17 protein-coding genes are annotated in these 16,716 nt (G+C 65.1%); 5 read left to right on the top strand and 12 right to left on the bottom strand.

Features of this window, described 5'->3' with window-relative positions; translation table 11 throughout:
- Positions 1 to 14 precede the first annotated feature (14 nt).
- Complete coding sequence (locus tag I4X03_RS05590) at positions 15 to 2,063, bottom strand: M13 family metallopeptidase (RefSeq protein WP_223466923.1); 2,049 nt, start codon at positions 2,061 to 2,063, stop codon at positions 15 to 17.
- A gap of 13 nt (positions 2,064 to 2,076) precedes the next feature.
- Positions 2,077 to 4,704: a M1 family metallopeptidase gene (locus I4X03_RS05585; protein WP_223466920.1), complete on the bottom strand. Its 2,628-nt coding sequence runs from the start codon at positions 4,702 to 4,704 to the stop codon at positions 2,077 to 2,079.
- Positions 4,705 to 4,929: 225 nt separating this feature from the next.
- On the opposite strand from I4X03_RS05585, the gene I4X03_RS05580 reads away from it, so the two are divergent.
- Positions 4,930 to 5,760 (top strand): HDOD domain-containing protein, encoded by an 831-nt coding sequence (locus I4X03_RS05580; protein ID WP_223466918.1) that lies wholly within the window; start codon positions 4,930 to 4,932, stop codon positions 5,758 to 5,760.
- A 119-nt stretch (positions 5,761 to 5,879) separates the two neighbouring features.
- Positions 5,880 to 6,152 carry a flagellar protein FliT gene (locus I4X03_RS05575; protein WP_223466916.1) on the top strand — a complete coding sequence of 91 codons (273 nt, stop codon included), beginning with the start codon at positions 5,880 to 5,882 and terminating at the stop codon, positions 6,150 to 6,152.
- Between the two features lie 414 nt (positions 6,153 to 6,566).
- On the opposite strand, the gene I4X03_RS05570 is transcribed toward I4X03_RS05575, so the two are convergent.
- A complete protein-coding gene (locus tag I4X03_RS05570; protein ID WP_223466914.1) occupies positions 6,567 to 7,676 on the bottom strand; it encodes a type IV pilus assembly protein FimV in 1,110 nt (369 codons plus the stop codon).
- 112 nt (positions 7,677 to 7,788) lie between these two features.
- Between I4X03_RS05570 and fumC the strand changes: the two genes are divergently transcribed.
- From fumC to I4X03_RS05555, 3 genes are all read left to right on the top strand, one after another.
- The gene (gene fumC / locus I4X03_RS05565) at positions 7,789 to 9,186 is read left to right on the top strand and encodes a class II fumarate hydratase (protein WP_223466911.1); all 1,398 of its coding nucleotides are present in this window, start codon (positions 7,789 to 7,791) and stop codon (positions 9,184 to 9,186) included.
- 39 nt (positions 9,187 to 9,225) lie between these two features.
- Positions 9,226 to 9,438: an RNA-binding S4 domain-containing protein gene (locus tag I4X03_RS05560; RefSeq protein ID WP_131428688.1), complete on the top strand. Its 213-nt coding sequence runs from the start codon at positions 9,226 to 9,228 to the stop codon at positions 9,436 to 9,438.
- A 165-nt stretch (positions 9,439 to 9,603) separates the two neighbouring features.
- Positions 9,604 to 9,888, top strand: a complete 285-nt coding sequence (locus tag I4X03_RS05555) for a DUF883 family protein (RefSeq protein ID WP_223466909.1) — start codon at positions 9,604 to 9,606, stop codon at positions 9,886 to 9,888.
- 47 nt (positions 9,889 to 9,935) lie between these two features.
- On the opposite strand, the gene bufB is transcribed toward I4X03_RS05555, so the two are convergent.
- The 9 genes from bufB to I4X03_RS05510 all read right to left on the bottom strand — a co-directional run bounded on the left by bufB (position 9,936) and on the right by I4X03_RS05510 (position 16,668).
- Positions 9,936 to 11,591, bottom strand: coding sequence for an MNIO family bufferin maturase (bufB, locus tag I4X03_RS23285; protein ID WP_223466907.1), 1,656 nt, complete (start codon positions 11,589 to 11,591; stop codon positions 9,936 to 9,938).
- A 9-nt stretch (positions 11,592 to 11,600) separates the two neighbouring features.
- Positions 11,601 to 11,888: a BufA1 family periplasmic bufferin-type metallophore gene (locus I4X03_RS05545; RefSeq protein WP_223466905.1), complete on the bottom strand. Its 288-nt coding sequence runs from the start codon at positions 11,886 to 11,888 to the stop codon at positions 11,601 to 11,603.
- A 55-nt stretch (positions 11,889 to 11,943) separates the two neighbouring features.
- The gene (locus I4X03_RS05540; RefSeq protein ID WP_223466903.1) at positions 11,944 to 12,144 is read right to left on the bottom strand and encodes a YjfB family protein; all 201 of its coding nucleotides are present in this window, start codon (positions 12,142 to 12,144) and stop codon (positions 11,944 to 11,946) included.
- A gap of 54 nt (positions 12,145 to 12,198) precedes the next feature.
- Positions 12,199 to 12,720 carry a molybdopterin-guanine dinucleotide biosynthesis protein B gene (gene mobB, locus I4X03_RS05535; RefSeq protein WP_223466901.1) on the bottom strand — a complete coding sequence of 174 codons (522 nt, stop codon included), beginning with the start codon at positions 12,718 to 12,720 and terminating at the stop codon, positions 12,199 to 12,201.
- Between the two features lie 11 nt (positions 12,721 to 12,731).
- Positions 12,732 to 13,394, bottom strand: a complete 663-nt coding sequence (locus tag I4X03_RS05530) for a general secretion pathway protein GspB (RefSeq protein WP_223466898.1) — start codon at positions 13,392 to 13,394, stop codon at positions 12,732 to 12,734.
- Between the two features lie 4 nt (positions 13,395 to 13,398).
- Positions 13,399 to 14,955 (bottom strand): AAA family ATPase, encoded by a 1,557-nt coding sequence (locus I4X03_RS05525; protein ID WP_223466896.1) that lies wholly within the window; start codon positions 14,953 to 14,955, stop codon positions 13,399 to 13,401.
- A gap of 2 nt (positions 14,956 to 14,957) precedes the next feature.
- Positions 14,958 to 15,461 (bottom strand): hypothetical protein, encoded by a 504-nt coding sequence (locus I4X03_RS05520; protein ID WP_223466894.1) that lies wholly within the window; start codon positions 15,459 to 15,461, stop codon positions 14,958 to 14,960.
- Positions 15,443 to 15,628, bottom strand: coding sequence for a hypothetical protein (locus I4X03_RS05515; protein ID WP_223466892.1), 186 nt, complete (start codon positions 15,626 to 15,628; stop codon positions 15,443 to 15,445). Before I4X03_RS05515 ends, I4X03_RS05520 begins: the two co-directional genes overlap by 19 nt.
- Positions 15,629 to 15,708: 80 nt before the next feature.
- On the bottom strand, positions 15,709 to 16,668 hold the full coding sequence (locus I4X03_RS05510) for a LysR family transcriptional regulator (RefSeq protein WP_223466890.1): 960 nt from the start codon (positions 16,666 to 16,668) through the stop codon (positions 15,709 to 15,711).
- Positions 16,669 to 16,716: the final 48 nt, after the last annotated feature.

Raw genomic sequence — 16,716 nt, 5'->3', positions numbered from 1 at the left:
GGCGCGCGTGCGCCCTACCAGACGCGCACGCGCTGCCCGGGGGCCAGGTACAGCTTCTGGCCCGGCTTGACGTCGAACGCCTTGTACCAGGCATCGAGATTGCGCACCGTGGCGGTACGATACTCGCCCGGCGCGTGGCCGTCGGTCAGGATGCGCTGGCGGGCCGCGCCTTCGCGCATCTTGGTGCGCCAGGTGTTCCCGTAGCCGATGAAGAACTCGCGGTCGCCGTCCACCATCGATGCCTTGTCCGAACCGGTGGCCTTGTAGGCGTCGTACGCCGCCGCCAGGCCGGCCAGGTCGGCCAGGTTTTCGCTCAGGGTGAGCTGGCCGTTGACCGCCAGGTCAGGGAAAGGCTTGTAGTCGGAGTACTGCGCGATCAACTTGTCCGATGCGGTCTTGAAGTGCGCCAGGTCTTCCTTGGTCCACCAGTCGCGCAGGCGGCCCTGGGCGTCGAACTGCGCGCCCTGATCGTCGAAGCTATGGCTGATCTCGTGGCCGATGACCGCGCCAATGGCGCCGTAGTTGACCGCGTCGGATGCCTTCGGGTCGAAGAACGGCGGCTGCAGGATCGCCGCCGGGAAGTTCAGCGCGTTCTGCATCGGCATGTTGACGGCGTTGACGACGTGCGGCGGCATCGACCATTCGGTGCGGTCGACCGGCTTCTTCAGCTTGGCCAGCGCCTGCGCGTAGCCGAATTCCTCGGCCCGCATCGCGTTGCCGAGCGGGTCGCCGCGCACCACCTTCAGGCCCGCATACGATGTCCACCTTTCCGGGTAGCCGATGCCGACGTAAAGCGTGCGCAGCTTCTCCTGCGCGTGGGCGCGGGTGGCGGGCGCCATCCACTCGAGCTTCTCGACCCGCTTGCTGAATGCGGTCACGATGTTGCTCACCATTTGCTGCAGGCGCTGCTTGTTCTCGGCTGGGAAAAAGCGCTCGACATACAGCTTGCCCACTGCTTCGTCGACGGCATTGTTGGTCGCCGCCAGCGCGCGTTTCCAGCGTAGCGACTGCTGCGGCGTGCCGGACATGGCGGTGCCATAGAACGCGAAGTGCTGGTCGGCGAAGGCCTTGGGCAGCACGGCGGCGTTGTGGTTGATCGCGTGGAAGGCGAGGAAGTCCTTCCAGGTCGCCACGTCGGTCGAGGCGACCAGTTTCGCCGCGCCGGCCATCGCGCTCGGGTGCCACACGATGAACTTGTCCTGCCCTGCCAGACCGGCGGCCTTGAAGAAGGCGTTCCAGTCGATGCCCGGGGCCCTGGCAGCGAAGTCCTTGACGCTCCAGTTGTTGTTCGCCTTTTGTACATCGGCCGAGTCTTCGCGCGGCGCGTGCGACTGCGCGATCGCGGTCTCCAGGGCGAATACCCTGGCGGCGCGGGCGCCGCCATCGGCATAGCCGGCCAGCGTGAGCATCGCGGCGATGTGCTGCTGGTACTTGGTGCGCAGTTCCGCCATGCGCGGGCTATCGGCCAGGTAGTAGGCGCGGTCGGGCATGCCAAGGCCGCCCTGCAGCAGGTAAGGCGTATTGCGGGCCGGGTCGTTCAGGCCCTGCGCGACCCACAGGCCGAACAGGTTTTCGGTGAAGAAGTCGGTGGCGTTGAGCGGGTCGACGTCGGCTCGCACCGACGCGCCCAGCGCGCGCACCAGCGCCGCCTTGTCCTTGATGGCGTCGATCTTCGCCAGCGCCGGCTTGAGCGGCGCGGCGCCTTTGGCCTCGATCGCCGCTTCGTCCATGAACGACGAATAGTAGTCGGCCACAATGCGCGCGTCGCCGCCGGCGTTCTTGTCCGCTGCGATCGTTTCAATCATGTTGCGGATGCGTTGATTGGTCTCTTCGGCCAGCGCGGCGCCTGCGCCCCAGCTGCTGCGGTCGGCGGGGATCTCGGTGTTCGCCAGCCAGCCGGCATTTGCATAGGCGAAGAAGTCGTCGCCCGGCAGCACCGTCATCGATGCGGCAGGCACAGGTTTGGCGGCGCTCGTTTGCGCGTGCGCCGAGCCGATCGCGAAAGTGGCGTACAGGGCCACCGCAATGGCGGTACGGGCAGGCTTCCAGCTTGTTTTCATCATGGTCCTTGGTCGGTTAGTTGAGGGCGGCGCGCACTTGCGGCAGCAGCAGCGCCTTTTGCGCAGCGCGCGTACGGATGGCATTGGCCACACGCTGGGCCTCGGCCTGCGCGTCGGGGCCGAAGTTGGCCTGGACATAGGCTTCAAGCCGGTCGGCATGGCGCACCTCTGACGACGAACTGACGATGTTCGGGAACGCGCGATTGCGGCCGAGGGAATCTTCGTTCTTGATCAGCGCGTCGCGGTTGTTGACGGCGAACGCCCAGGCCTGGTCGATATGCTCGCTGCGCGCGACCCCTGGCACGATCTGCGTGGCCAGCTGCGGCGGCAGGTCGGGCGACAGCGCCTTGTCCAGCGTGCGCGCCGACAGCGCCGGATCGAGCACGTTGGTCAGGGCGCGCCCGTAGCGGTTGCGCTCTTCCCCGGTTTGCGCCGTCATCGCCTTGGCCGACAAGGCTTCCCAGGTCGCGGCGTCGGCGTACCGGCCGGTCACGCTGAACGTGAAGTCGATCATCTCCGGGCTTACGCTGGATGGATCGGCCTGGAAGCGTGCGAAGCGCGCGCGCGCCTGCGCGATCGCCTCGGCGTCGCCCGCGCGTGCCAGGGCTGCGGCCATCGACGCGCGCAGCTGCTTGTCTTCGATCGTGTCGGTTGGACGCTCTTCCCATCCAAGCCTGGCAAAGCGCGGCTTGATTGTCTCGACCAGGTAGCGGCGGATCAGCTTTTGTTCAGGCTCGCCCTGCGCCATGCGGTCGAGCGTGTTCAGGTGGCCCAGGATGGTCGACCACACCACCAGGCGCGGCTCGTCGCGGTAGCCCGACACCAGCTTCAGGTAGCTGCCAAGGTCCTGCCGGTCGGCCTGCACCATGCTCCAGGTATCGGACAGCAGCTTGAAGCGGGTGGTGTCGGGAAGCTGGGCTGACTGCCTGGCGAGCGCATCGAACGAGGCGCCGTCGTACTGCACGCGGAAGTAGCCGACGCTGTGCGGATCGACCACCAGCGCGGCGTCGCAGCCGTGCTGCGTGAGGGTGGTACTCGGCCCTGCCAGCAGCGTGTAATACGCCTTGCCGCCGACGGTACCGACCTGCACCGGCACGTTCCACAAGCGCTGTTCTTTGGCCGGTTCATCGAGGCGGAACTGCTGCTGCGACAAGGTGACCTTGCGTTTGCCGCCTTCGCAGCTCTGCGCGACCTTGAGTACCGGGAAGCCCGGCTGGGTGGTCCAGTCGGACGCCAGTTTTTCGACCGGCTTGCCGGATGCCTTCTCCAGCGCGGCCCACAGATCGCCCGTCGTGGTGTTCGAGTACTGGTGCTTCTCCATGTAGCTGCGGATGCCTTTGCGGAAGTCGCGCTCGCCGAGGTAGGCTTCCAGCATGCGCAGGAAAGCCTGGCCCTTGGTATAGGTGATCGCGTCGAAGGCGTCCGCCGCCTGCGCTTCGTTCAGCACTGGTGTCTGGATCGGATGCGTGGTCTTGCGCGCGTCGAGTTCCATCACGTAGTCGCGCTCGGACAGGCTGTGCAGGAACGGGCGCCAGTCGGGATAGAAGTGGTCGGTGGCCTTGGTGGCCATCCACGAGGCGAAGCCTTCGTTGAGCCACAGGTTGTCCCACCACGCCATCGTGACCAGGTTGCCGAACCACTGGTGCGCCACTTCGTGGGCGTTGATCTCGAAGGAACCCTGGCGCACGCTGTCCGGGCTTTTCTTCGGGTCGTACAGCAGCGTCGATTCGCTGTAGACGATGCCGCCCCAGTTTTCCATCGCGCCGTTGAAGCCGCCCGGCACGGCGATCTGGTCGAGCTTCGGCAGCGGGTAAGGCTGGCCGAAGTAGTTGTTGAAGTACCCGAGCAGGCGCTTGGTCGATTCGAGCGCGAACCTGCCGGTCTCCTTTTTGCCCTCGGTGGTCACGACGCCGATCTCGACGCCCTTGTGGCGCTCGCTGATGCGTTCGAGTTCGCCCGCGACCAGCACCATCAGATAGCTCGGCATCTTCGGCGTCTGGCCGAAATGGATGCGCTGCATGCCGCCGGCGAGCGCTTCCTGCTTGTCCACCGGCGTATTCGAATAGGCTTTGAAACTGCCCGGCACGTCGACCGACAGCCGGTAGGCGGCGCGGAAGGCAGGCTCGTCCCAGGTTGGCAGCATGCGGCGCGCATCGGTCGGTTCCATCTGGGTCGACAGCATCTTCTTGCTGGCACTGCCCACCTTGTAATCCATATGGAACATGCCGCGCGCTTCGCGGTTCATTTGCCCGCGGAACTGCAGCGACAGCTGGTAGCGGCCCGGGGCAAGCTCGCGGCCCAGCTCGAAGGTCACGGTTTCTTCTTTGGCGTCCACTTGCGGGCGCAGGACAATCTCCGTCATTCCCTTGCCCGACAGGGTGGCGCCATTGAACGCCATGTCGGCGGCGTTGAGCATGATGCGCGACGCCGGCGTCAATACATCGATGTCGACGGTTTGCGTCCCACTGAAGGTATTGTCTGAGAGATTGGGGACGAGGTGGGCGGTGTAGAGCACCGGCACCACGTTCTTGGGAAGCTTGCCCGGCGTGGCGGCGAAGGAGAACGGTGCTTCGGCCTGGGCCGGCAAGGTGGCCAGCGCCAGTGCGGCGGCCAGCGCCAGCTGTTTCATGTGTGGATGTCTCATCTCGCCTCTCTATTATTGTACGGTCGCGCCACATGCCGCAGCGCCCCAGACTGCACTGTATGCGAAGGCGCGGGCGGCAACCCACGCAATTGCGACAGGATGCGAAAATCCTGCGCCAGAATGCAGAAAACGCGGAATACGCCGGCGCTGCCACAGGCTATACCGCGCCGCGAGAAAGCGCGATATAGTCAAGGGAACGTGGCTGCGACAACGAGGAGAGCCGTAATGACGCTGGATGAACTGCTCCATAATCCCAAGGCCTTGCCGACCGCGCCCAAGGTTCTCGCCGACCTCCTGCAACATTTTGACGACCCCGGCGTCCCGGCGGCGCACATCGCCAGGTCGCTGTCGGCCGACCCGGTGCTGAGCGCAAAGCTGCTGCGCCTGGCCAACTCGGCCTACTACAATGTCTCGCGCAGCGTTGCCACCGTTGACGACGCAGTACGCATGCTCGGATTTGTGACGGTGCGTACGCTGGTCATCAGCAGCGGACTGGTGAATGGCTTCAAGAGTCCGCCGCCCGGCCTCGACCTGCCCCGCTTCTGGCGCTACAGCCTCAATACCGCGTGCAGCGCGCGCTGGATTGCGCGCAAAACGGGCGACGATGCCGAACTGGCGTTCACCATCGGGCTGATGCATGCGATCGGACTCGTCATCATCCACGCCGGCATGCCGGCCGAGGCGCAGAGGCTGGACCAGCTGGCGGGACCCTACGATCCGGCACGAATGCGCCATGAGCTCGACGCGCTGGGCTTCAGCTTTTACGACGTCAGCGCCGGCCTGGCTCAGCGCTGGAAATTCCCGAGTGTATTTACCAACACGATCGGCGATGTCGCCGCTCCGCTGCTCGGGTCGCCTCCTGACCGGCTGGCAGCGGTCATTCACCTCGCGGCCTGGCGCGCACAGCTGAACGAAGCCAGGGAAGCGCCGGACGACGTGGCCGGCGAGGTGCCCTCGGCAGTCGCGGCGATGCTCGGTCTCGAGCCAAGCGAGTTGCTAGGGGAAATGCCGCCGTTGACGGAACTCAGCGCAGGGCTGGAAGAATTGATTAATTAGCAATAAAACCGGCAATGCCAATTATTTTCAATTTTTTTCAAAAAACGCCTAAAGTTTCCTAAACGGGTACCGATATAGAGGGACACGCGGTAATCCGCTCACTATCGGCCAGGTGTCCCATGACCTCCAACGAAGTCCTCTCGATGTACGAAAATATTGCTGGCCTCACTGCCAAGATGGCAGGCGCCGCAAAAACCGCCGACTGGAATGGCTTGGCCGCGATGGAAAAGGCCTGTGCAGCACAAGCTGCCGGTGTCGAGACCGGCGTTCCGGAACTGGCAGGCGCCGCCCGCCTGCGCAAGATCGACCTGATCAAGCAGATCATGGCGAACGACCGCGCCATCCGCGAAGTCACCGAGCCTTGGCAGTTGTCGGATGTGATGGCGCACTAAGCCCTTCCCTGCCGAGACATCGACAGCGCCTGCGGGCGCTTTTTTTATGGGCGAAAGGCATGCTGAAGCCGGACGACGGCTGACAGCCCCTGGAGGGGCTGGCGCATCACACAATGGGATTGCTACGGGAAGGAATTCTGGAGAGCGAACACCAGGTATCTCCTGGTGTCGCCTCGTTGCCGGTTGCATCCGGCGGCTGCGAGACGTCGTTGCCTTGCAGTCAGCTTCCAGGACAGGCGTTTCTTCAACGGTCACCTGTTTGTCGCGCCACGCTATCGGTGGTGGCTGCGCCAGGCCCATGCCCTGTTATCGGCCTTAAAGACCATGAAAAGAGTATAGCCCAGATTTTTCGCTCATGCAGAGCACGCACAAAGTATTTTTGATTTTTTCTTAAGATTAACTAAGTTGCACCATTTACGCCTCATCCACCGGCTCAAGCCGTTCGCCGGGACGCTTGTCACGGTTGAGCGCGTCGCGCAGCCGACCCATCATATTGCTCTTAGGCCGCACCGGGGCGACGACATCGACCTTCTTGCGGCGCTTCACCACGAGCGCCGCCACAGCGGCGGCAGCGGCGAGTGCGGCGAGTGCGACGCCCAGCCACATCCATGGGAAGCCGCCCTCTTCCACCGGGGCTGGCTTGTCCTTCTTGCGCGCAACGGTGCGAATCGGCGGCGGCGCCAGCGTGGCAGGCTTGGCGGCGACGGCTTTCGGCAGCACCGGGGCTGCGGCAAAGGGCGGCGCGTCGAGCGCTGCCTGCAAGGCCTTGACCTTCTCTTCGAGTTCGACGATCTGGGCTGACAATATGGCGTTCTTGTAATCGCGCGTTGCGCAGGCCCGCACCTCCTCGTCGCTGTAGCGGGGTTTCGGGCAGGAGGCAGCGGGCACAGCGGCCGGGACAGCGCCGAGTGGCCGCTTGCTGGCGGGCTTCTCGGCCAGCTTCTCGACCGGCTTCTCGGCCAGCTTCTCGACCGGCTTCTCGGCCGGCTTCTCGACCGGCTTGACGACAGGCGGCGCGAGTTTCGGCGCGGGCGCAGCCGCCGCAACAAGCGCGACCGGTTTGCTATCGACTGGCTGTACCGGCGCGGCAACGGGCAAAGCTGCAGGCGGCGGTGACGCCGGGCGTGGATCAGGCGTCAGCGGCAGGCTGACCTGGCGCACATTGCGGCGCCCGCCCTCGCCCAGGTCAAGAAACAGGTGGACGTACTGGGTCTGGACCGGCGTGACGGATGTGATCCGCAGGAACTGACGGCCATCGCGCCGCGTCACCGCCATGCGCGCATTCGACAGCACCGGGTTGACGGCAAGGTTCGCGCCCTTGAAGACGTCCGGGTGGGCAAGGCGCGCGTCGAGCATCGCGCCGTCGGCAAAACTGGTCAGTTCGATGTCGGCCACCAGTGGCTGGCCGAGGTGCGAGCGCACGACCACCTCGCCAAGCTCGACCGCAAAGGCACTGGCCAGCGAACCGCTGAGCGCCAGGATACCGGCGGCGCGTAGGAAAACAGCGAGGCAAGGACGAAGCATAAAATCTGGACCAATGACTAAAGTGTGGCAACGCGAATTTGCGGCCCTGACGACATTAACGAGCGTTGGAGTAAACTCTTTAGCAAAAACCCTTTATAACAGGAAAAACATCATGGAAACCAGGATGGAGAAGGACAGTTTCGGCCCGATCGCCGTGCCGGCAGGCCGTTTATGGGGCGCGCAGACGCAGCGCTCGCTGGAGCATTTCCACATCTCGAGCGAACGCATGCCGGCCGAACTGGTCACCGCGCTGGCCGAGGTCAAACGCGCCGCGGCCGCTGTCAACCGGTCGCTGGGCCTGCTGCCAGCCGACAAGGCCGAGGCCATCATGCGCGCCGCACTGGAAGTACTCGAAGGCCAGCATCCGGACGAGTTCCCGCTGGTGGTCTGGCAAACCGGCTCTGGTACCCAGAGCAATATGAACATGAACGAAGTGCTGGCCAACCGCGGCTCCGAACTGATGGGCGGCGAACGCGGCGAGGCGCGCCTGCTGCACCCCAACGACCATGTCAACCTTGGCCAGTCATCCAACGACATCTTCCCGACCGCGATGCATGTGGCCGCCGCCCAGGCGGTGGTCAAGAACCTGCTGCCGGCGCTGGTGCAACTGCGCAGCACGCTGGCCGTCAAGTCGCGCACGTTTGACGACATCGTCAAGATCGGCCGCACCCACCTGCAGGACGCGACACCGCTGACCCTGGGCCAGGAATTCTCCGGCTATGTCGCGCACCTCGAGTATGCCGAGCAAATGATCAAGGCGACGCTGCCGGGCCTGCTGCAACTTGCCGCCGGCGGCACCGCGGTCGGCACCGGCCTCAACGCGCATCCCGATTTCGCGCCGCGCATCGCCGCCGAACTGGGATCGCGCACCGGGATGGCGTTCAAGAGCGCGCCCAACAAGTTCGCCGCGCTGGCTGGCCACGATGCGCTGGTCGCCGCGCACGGGGCGTTCAAGACGCTTGCCACCGCTTTGATGAAGATCGCCAACGACGTGCGCTGGATGGCGTCGGGACCGCGCTCGGGCCTGGGAGAAATCACGATTCCGGAAAACGAGCCGGGCAGCTCGATCATGCCGGGCAAGGTCAACCCGACCCAGTGCGAAGCGCTGACGATGCTGTGCTGCCAGGTGTTCGGCAACGATGTCGCCATCACCATCGGCGGCGCGTCCGGCAACTTCGAGCTGAACGTGTTCAAGCCGATGATCGCCCACAATTTCTTGCAGAGCGCGCGATTGCTGGGCGACGGCATGCGCTCGTTCGACGAACATTGCGCGCGCGGCATCGAGCCGAACCGCCTCCGCATCGGCGAGCTGATGGAGCGCTCGCTGATGCTGGTGACTGCGCTGGCGCCGCACATCGGCTATGATCGCGCGGCCCAGATTGCCAAGAAGGCACAGCACGAAGGCACCACGCTGAAGGAAGCGGCATTGGCGCTGGGCTACGTCACGGAGCAGGAATTTGGCCAGTGGATCGTTCCGATGGACATGACCCATCCTGCCCAATCAGCATGATTTAGTATCAAAAAACCAACAATTTTAATCGAGGATAGAATGCAAAACGTCACTTTTGATCTGGAAGGCGAGTTCGTCGAGCTCAACCAGCTGCTGAAACTGGCTGGCTTGTGCGACAGCGGTGGCGCCGGAAAGAACATGGTCGCGAGCGGTGTTGTTGCCGTCGACGGAAAGCGCGAATTGCGCAAGACCGCGAAGATCCGCTCGGGCCAGACCGTCAGTGTCGGCGACGTGCGTATTCGCGTGCAGTAAGCGCTGGCGACGCGTCGCGGTTGACGGGGTAACGAGGGAACAAGGCGGGAATCTGGCGGGTGTTTGGCCCAAGAATAAGTGCCCGCATTCATTTGCGCGGAGACAAACTCAGCCGTTCTTGCTTGTTTATATTGTAACCATGATCAACCGTTGGAGGAGGCCGCCATGAATAGCCCTCAAGAAAGGTCTCAGACGCAGGAAAGGCTCATCGGAGACCTGCGACTCGTTATCGCAAATGCGGAGGAACTACTCAAGAACACCGACCAGTACACCAGTGTGATTTACCAGAACGCACGCGCCAAGCTCGCCAATGCGCTCAATGCCGCGACCGAGGAATTGGCGCGCTTCGAAGACGCCCAGCTGTCACGGATGATCGAAGCGACCAATGCCGCCGCAGTCCAGCACGCCGACCAGAGCGGCGAAGCGCGCATCCTGCGCGCGTTCCACTGAATCGTTCCAGCAAGTCCCGTGCGGCGCCAGGGCCCGGCGCCGCATCCTCAAGATCCCTCTTCCAGCGAACCGAACGCACCGAGCGCGATCCACTGCGCCAGATGGGCGGGCACGTCGACGTCCTCATCGAGCGCGCAGGCCGCATCCAGCGCGGCCCCGAACGTGCCGCCCGAGACCAGTACCATCAACGCGGCATGGGCGCTGGCGGGGATGGCGGCGACCTCGCTCTTCCAGCGCGGCCTGGCGATGATGCCGAACGAGGGCGCGGCCATGTCTTGCGGGAAGGCGGCCTCGGTGCCAGCCTGATGCGCCTGCCAGAGCGGAATAATTGCCCAGGGCGACTCGAACATCGTGCAGGCAGGATGCAAACGGGCACGCGCTCGTTCGAAACGCAGCGGGTCGAGTGAAGCGAGCTGCGCCGCGGTGACGACTGCGCCATCGGGCGCGAAATGATTGCGGTGCAGCGCCCATTCGAAGCGCGCCATGTCCGGCAGGTAGGGAAATTGGGCAACGTGCTCGAAGTGCGCGAGGAAAGCGGCGAAACCGGCGCCGAAATTGTTCAGGTCGGCATCGGTCGAGGGGCTGGCCATGCCGTATGCGCGGCTCAGCGCGGTGAAAAATTCTTCGCCGACAAGCCGGCGGATGACCGGGTAGGCAGCGGACAGGACCTTGTCCCAGGTGACCGTGAGATTGCCGCGGTACAGGCCGAAGCGGCCCGCACCGGCGTCGTTGAAATGCGCCAGCACATCGGCTTCAGCCGCCTGGTCGAACAGCGCCCTGGCGAACCAGGCCTGCTGGTCGGCGAGGCAGTCGCGTGCCGCGATGGTGGCCGCCAGCGCCGGCACCGGAACAGGGGCATCAAGCGGCGCGAACGCCGCCGCGATCGCGTCGGCCTTGCGGGCTTCGCCAAGCAGCACTGCCAGCGGCGGTACGTCGGTATCCCACTCCACCAGTGTCGGAACGCGCCCGAAGCGCGCCAGCGCAGCCTGGTACAGCGCCCACACCTGGGGCGCCACCTCGGCCCCATGGTGGTCGATGACGGCCGCCGGGGTCACCATGTGCCCGGCCAGGTGAATTTCGCCGACGCTGCCCGGTGCGATGGCGGCGATGGCGGCAAGCGCGTCCTCGCCGTGGTTGCACTGGTTGACGTACAGGTTGTTTACGTCCAGCAGCAGCCGGCATCCGGTGCGCCGCGACAAGGCCGCCATGAATTCCGCTTCGCTCATCTGGTCGCAACGGAAGCGCACATAGGTCGAGACGTTCTCCAGCAGAATCTGGCGCCCGAGCGCATCCTGCACCCGCCCTACCCGCTCGCACAGCAAGTCGAGCGCGGCCTTGTCCAGCGCCAGGGGCAGCAGGTCGTTCAGGTGGCGGTCGCCCACCGCGCCCCAGCAGAGATGCTCGGACACCAGCATTGGCTCGACGGCGGCGACCAGCGCGCGCACTCGCTCAAGATGGGATTCGGAAAACCCGCGCGCCGAGCCGAGGCCCAGCCCGACGCCGTGCAGGCTGACCGGATAGTCGCGACGCAGCTCGGTCAGGACATGCCAGTCCCAGCCCGAACGCTCAAGAAAGTTTTCTGTATGGACTTCGAGCCAGCCCACTGCCGGCCGCTGCTCAAGGACGTCGCGGTAATGCGGAGCGCGCAGCCCGACGCCGGCCTGGAGAGCCGGCGCCGAGACTGCGCGCTGGTTGGGTGTCACGGTGGCGTATTACTTTTTCTCTGGCAGCTTGCCGCCGAGCTTTTCGCACGTGCCCTTGGCGACTTTTTTCCACTCGGTAGGATCGTTGTCGGTCTTGGCCTGGCCTGCACAGCTGTGCGCGCCATTCGAGCTGGCGCAGTCGTTGGCGCCGGCCTTCGCGACGCCGTAGCATTTTTCCTTCTCGACATCAGCGGCCTTGTCGCCTTTTTCGCCATGGTTATGGGCAAAAGCGGTGCTGCTTGCAGCTGCGCACATGCCGGCAAGGGCAGCGGCGATCATTGCTTGACGTTTATTCATGGGGCTCTCCTGAGTTGGATGGCGGATTTTACCGCGATTTCCGACTGTAGCAGGCTCAAGCCGTTGTATTGATGTTATTGCCGAGGTTCGACGGCAGCCGCTGCACCGGCTGCGCGGTCTTGATGGCGTCGATCAGCTGGGTCGCGACCGAGCCTTCGATCTGCATCGCGCGCTTCATTACCGCGGCCTGGACTTCCTGGCGATTACCGGTTTCAGCGATCGATGTTGCTAATTTTGCAATTGAAGTGACATCCATGGCATTCTCCGTAGGTGGGGCTATCCCTCGGTAACGGCGCAAGGCGCGATAACTTTAGCCCATCCGGCACATCAGCCAGGCCAGTATTTGCGGCGCGTCGTTCAGGTCGAGCCATTCGAGGCCCTCGCGCAGGCCGGGCGGCCGCGCGGCATCGCTGGCGACGGCCACGATGCCGCCATCGGCTGGATACAACGGCGGCTGCCCCAGTGACGGCCGATGCACTTCCAGCTTCGCAATCGGCTCCCACTTGTAGCCTTCGACCAGGGTCAAATCGGCCGGGGCCAGGCGCTGCAGTTGCTCGGACAGCGGCGGCTCGGCGGCGCCGCGCAGTTCGCGCATGATGGCGACCCGGAATGGCGAGGCGATCATCACCTCCGCCGCGCCGGCCATCCGCAGGCGCGCACTATCCTTGTGCGGCGGCTCCAGTGGAATGTCGTGGTGGCTGTGCTTGACCACATTGACGCGCAGCCCGCGCGCAGCCAGCTGCGCGACCAGGTATTCGAGCAAGGTGGTCTTGCCGCTGCCGGACCATCCGACCACGCCCAGCACCTGGCCAGGCGGCGTTTCATTGTGCATCTCGGCGCTTTCTAGTAAGGGAGGCGGTAACGGTAGCCGCGGTAGTTCATCACCGCCGCTTTCGGCAGCAGCCGTTCCAGTACCAGGCCGGGCGCCACCTCCTCGCCTTCGCGCCGCAGCACCTTGTCGATCAGGAGCAGGCGGTCAGCCGGGTTGGCCGAGTAGATGTAGCCGCCGACTGCGACTTTCGGCACTTCGCGCTGGATCGCTTCGGGCAGCTGGCTGAGCGGCGGCGTGGTGTCCTCGATTGGCGCAGGTTCAGGCGCCCGCGCCGCTTCGACACGGTCCGGCTTCGGCTGGGGCTGCGGTTCTGGTTGCGGCGGTTTCACCGCTGCCACCGGAGGAGGCTTGGGTGCGGGCTTGGGCGCTTCAACGACAGCCGGCGGCGGCGGCACGGGCGCCGCGACCGGCGGCATGGGCGCCGCGACCGGCGACTGCGGCGCCGCTGCCGCGGCCACGACGACCGGCTGCTGCTGCGGCGCGCTTTGGCGCAGCATCGCAAACGCGGCTACGCCAGCGAGCAGCGCACCGGCGCCAAGGCCGATCAGCAGCGGCTTGCGGCTGGTTGCGAAGCGCACCGGCGCCGCGTGAATGGTGGTTGCATGGATGGTCGGCGCGGAGCCACGTTCGCGTTCGGCCTGCGCCTTTTTTAGCGCCTCAAGGATGTATGACATCGGCTTATTTTTCCTTGCGGTTGGCGAGCAGCCGCGGTTCGGCGACGCCACCCAATTGGTTCAGGCGCATGTAGGTGCGCGGTCCGGCCATGCCGTCGGCCTTCAGGCCTTGCGCCGCCTGGAACGCGCGCAGGCGCTGCTGCATGGGCGCGTCGAAAAGCTGCCCCTGTGCCGGCTGTGCGCTGCGCTCGACCTGCGCCAGCCGCGCTGCGATCCAGTCGACATCGGCGCCCGCGCCGCCCGCCGGGACGTGGTCGCGGAACGCGCGCGGAACGCGCCAGTAGGTGGTGAAGCTGCCGTCGAAGCGCGCCGCCAGCGACGCGACGCTCACCTGCTGGCGCACGCCGCCGACCGCCAGCGTCGCCTTGTCGTCGTCCAGCGCAACCAGCACCGCGTGGCGTTCTTGCGGGCCGTCGCGCAAGGTCAGTACCGCCGGACGGTCAAGCTGGCGCAATTCGTACAAACCGCCCTTGCCCTGGTGGCAGCGCAGCTCCTGCTGTTGCGCGGCCTCGCACGGGTCGCCGGCGCCAGGCGCGACTCCCCACAGCGCGGCCAGCTCGCGCAGCGCAGGCTCCGGCGTCGCATGGCCTGTTGGCGCAGCCGCAGGCTTCGCGGGCAGCGCCGCCGGCGATGCTGCCACCGGTGTGCCGCGCGGCTGCGATGGAATTAACTGCAGGGCGGCGGCACTGAGCGCAGCGCCAGCGAGCACTCCCCCGGCCAGCATCGCCCAGCGTTTCGGCGCCGGCGTATCGGTTTCGCTGAAAACTTCGGATGCCGCCTTGCGCAGGATCGCGCGGCTTACCTGGTGCGTGCCCTCGACGTAAGCCCCAAGCAGCGCGCGGTCGCACAGAAGGTTGATCCGGCGCGGCACACCCTTGGACAGGCGCTGGATCAGCGGCGTCAGCGCGGGCGGGAACGCCGGCGGCCCCGATGCGCCGGCCACCGCCATGCGGTGACTGACATAGCTGCCGGTTTCGTCTTCCGACAAGGAGCCAAGATGGTAGCGCGCGATGATGCGCTGGGCGAGCTGCTCAAGTCCCGGTTCGGCCAGTATCGTGCGCAGCTCCGGCTGCCCGATCAGGATCACCTGCAGCAGCTTGCGTTCGCTGGTTTCGAGATTGGTCAGCAGGCGCAGTTGTTCGAGCACGCCGGGCGACAGGTTCTGCGCCTCGTCGATGACCAGCACATTGTTCTTGCCCTGCGCGTGGCAGTCCAGCAGATAGCGGTTGATCGCATCGACATACGCCTTGACGCTGGCGCTTTCCGGCAGCGCGATATGAAATTCTTCGCATACCGATTGCAGCAGTTCTTCGACGCTGAGGCGAGGATTGAAGATGTAGCCAAGCTCGCAGTGCTCGGGCACCTGTTCGAGGAAGCAGCGGCACACGGTCGTCTTGCCCGCCCCGATCTCGCCGGTCAGCAGCACGAAGCCGCCGCCGCTGCCGACGCCAAACAGCAGGTGCGCAAGCGCCTCGCGATGGCGGTCGCTCATGAACAGGTAGCGCGGATCGGGTGCGATCGAGAACGGCGGCTGGGTCAGATTGAAGAATTGGGTGTACATGCTTATCTGGCTGGCGGCTGGCGCGTTGGATGCAAAGGTTTGTAGCGTGCGCAGTAAATCTTGGACTTGTCGTTGAAGTAGACGATGCTGCTGCCCGGGACCGAGCGGCGCACCGGGAAGGCCGACTTGTCCGCGGCAAGATGGCGCACGCCGGAGGCAGAGCGGATCGACTGTTCCAGCTTGTCGGGCGTGGTTTCGGCAACTGCGCCGACGAACACCAGGTCGGTGGTGTCATCGCTGACGATGATGTCGGTGACCTGGGCGCCCCACAGGCTGCCCTCGGCCTTGAACCAGTAGGCGCCGCCTTCATGCTTGTACGACGGGCCGAAGGCAGTGGTAAGCCAGGAGTGGAAGTATGCGTTATCGAGATGGCTGCGGCACAGCAGCGCGCTGCCGATCACCGGGCCGAAGGTCGATGGCGCGGCCAGCAGCAGCGGCGGCGCGCAGCCGGCCAGCGCCACGGCCAGCGCCGCAAGGCGGCGCCTTGCTACAGCTTGGACAGCCATTGACGGTTCGCCGCGATCTTGGCTTTGGCCGCAGCGGGCAAGGCTTCGTAGCAGCCCGGGTGCTGTTTCAGCGCGCCTTCGCGCACTTCCTTCTGCAAGCCGTTTACGAGGAATACGTAGACAGTTGCACCGTCCGGGTTCTTATGCGTCCCCAAATAACGAATCATTGCAGTTTTCTCCACTTGCGCGCGCAGCGCCTTCGGGCCCGCGCCATTGCCGCCATTATGACACCCGGGCACCCCTGCCGCTACCGGTTGGCCCAACAAGACGGCCCGGCCGGCCCGGTGACCTCGGCGTCGGCCAGCCACGGATCGCATTCCGGGCGCGGGAAGCGGGCGGCCAGGAAGTCGATGAAGGTGCGGGTTTTCCACGACATCAGGCGGCGGCTCGGGTACACCATCATCACCGAGGTCTGCCCAAGGTGATGCCCCTTCAGCAGCTGCACCAGCCGTCCGCTGGTCAGGTCGTCCTCGATCGTGAACGACGAGCGGATCGCCACGCCCATGCCGGCCAGCGACGCATCGCGCAGCAGGCCGCCGTTATTCGAGATCATCCGGCTGTGGATCGGCACATTCACGTGCTGGTCGTCCCACTGGATCGGCCAGTGGTGGCGCACCTGCTCATACGCGAAGTTGAGGCAGTCGTGGCTTGACAGGTCGGCCGGCGCGGACGGCTCGCCGCGGCGTGCCAGGTAGTCCGGGGAAGCGCACAGGATCAGGTTCGAGGTGGCCAGCTTGCGCGCCACCATGCTGCTGTCGAACTTCTGCACCCCGAGGAAAATGCCGATGTCGAAGCCCTCCTGCACCAGGTCGACGCCATGGTCCGACAAGGTCACATCAAGCACCACATCGGGCATCGCGCGCGCGTACAGCGGCAGCAGCCGGCCAAGCTGCGCCTGGCCGAACGCCGGATGGCAGTAAATCCGCAGCGTGCCGGTGGCATTGCGCGACTGCGACGACACCTCGGCGTCGGCGTCATCGATATCCGCCAAAATCTGCCGCACCCGGGCAAGGTACACCTGCCCCGATTCGGTCAGCGACAGCTTGCGCGTGGTGCGGTTCAGCAGCCGGGTACCCAGGTGGGTCTCGAGATCGGCAAGGTTGCGTGTGACAACCGTGGCCGACAGGTCGAGCGACTCCGCCGCCTTGGCGAAGCTGCCCATTTCGACCACTTTGGCGAAAACACGCATTGATTGCAGTCTGTCCATATTGTCCTTTGATTATTGCGCCATACGCAACGGAGCATTGCGATTATT

The organism is Massilia soli, assembly GCF_016809835.1.
Lineage (GTDB): Bacteria > Pseudomonadota > Gammaproteobacteria > Burkholderiales > Burkholderiaceae_D > Telluria_A > Telluria_A soli.
The sequence above is the reverse complement of the archived record's forward strand: the minus strand, read 5'-3'. Positions and strand labels throughout refer to the sequence as shown.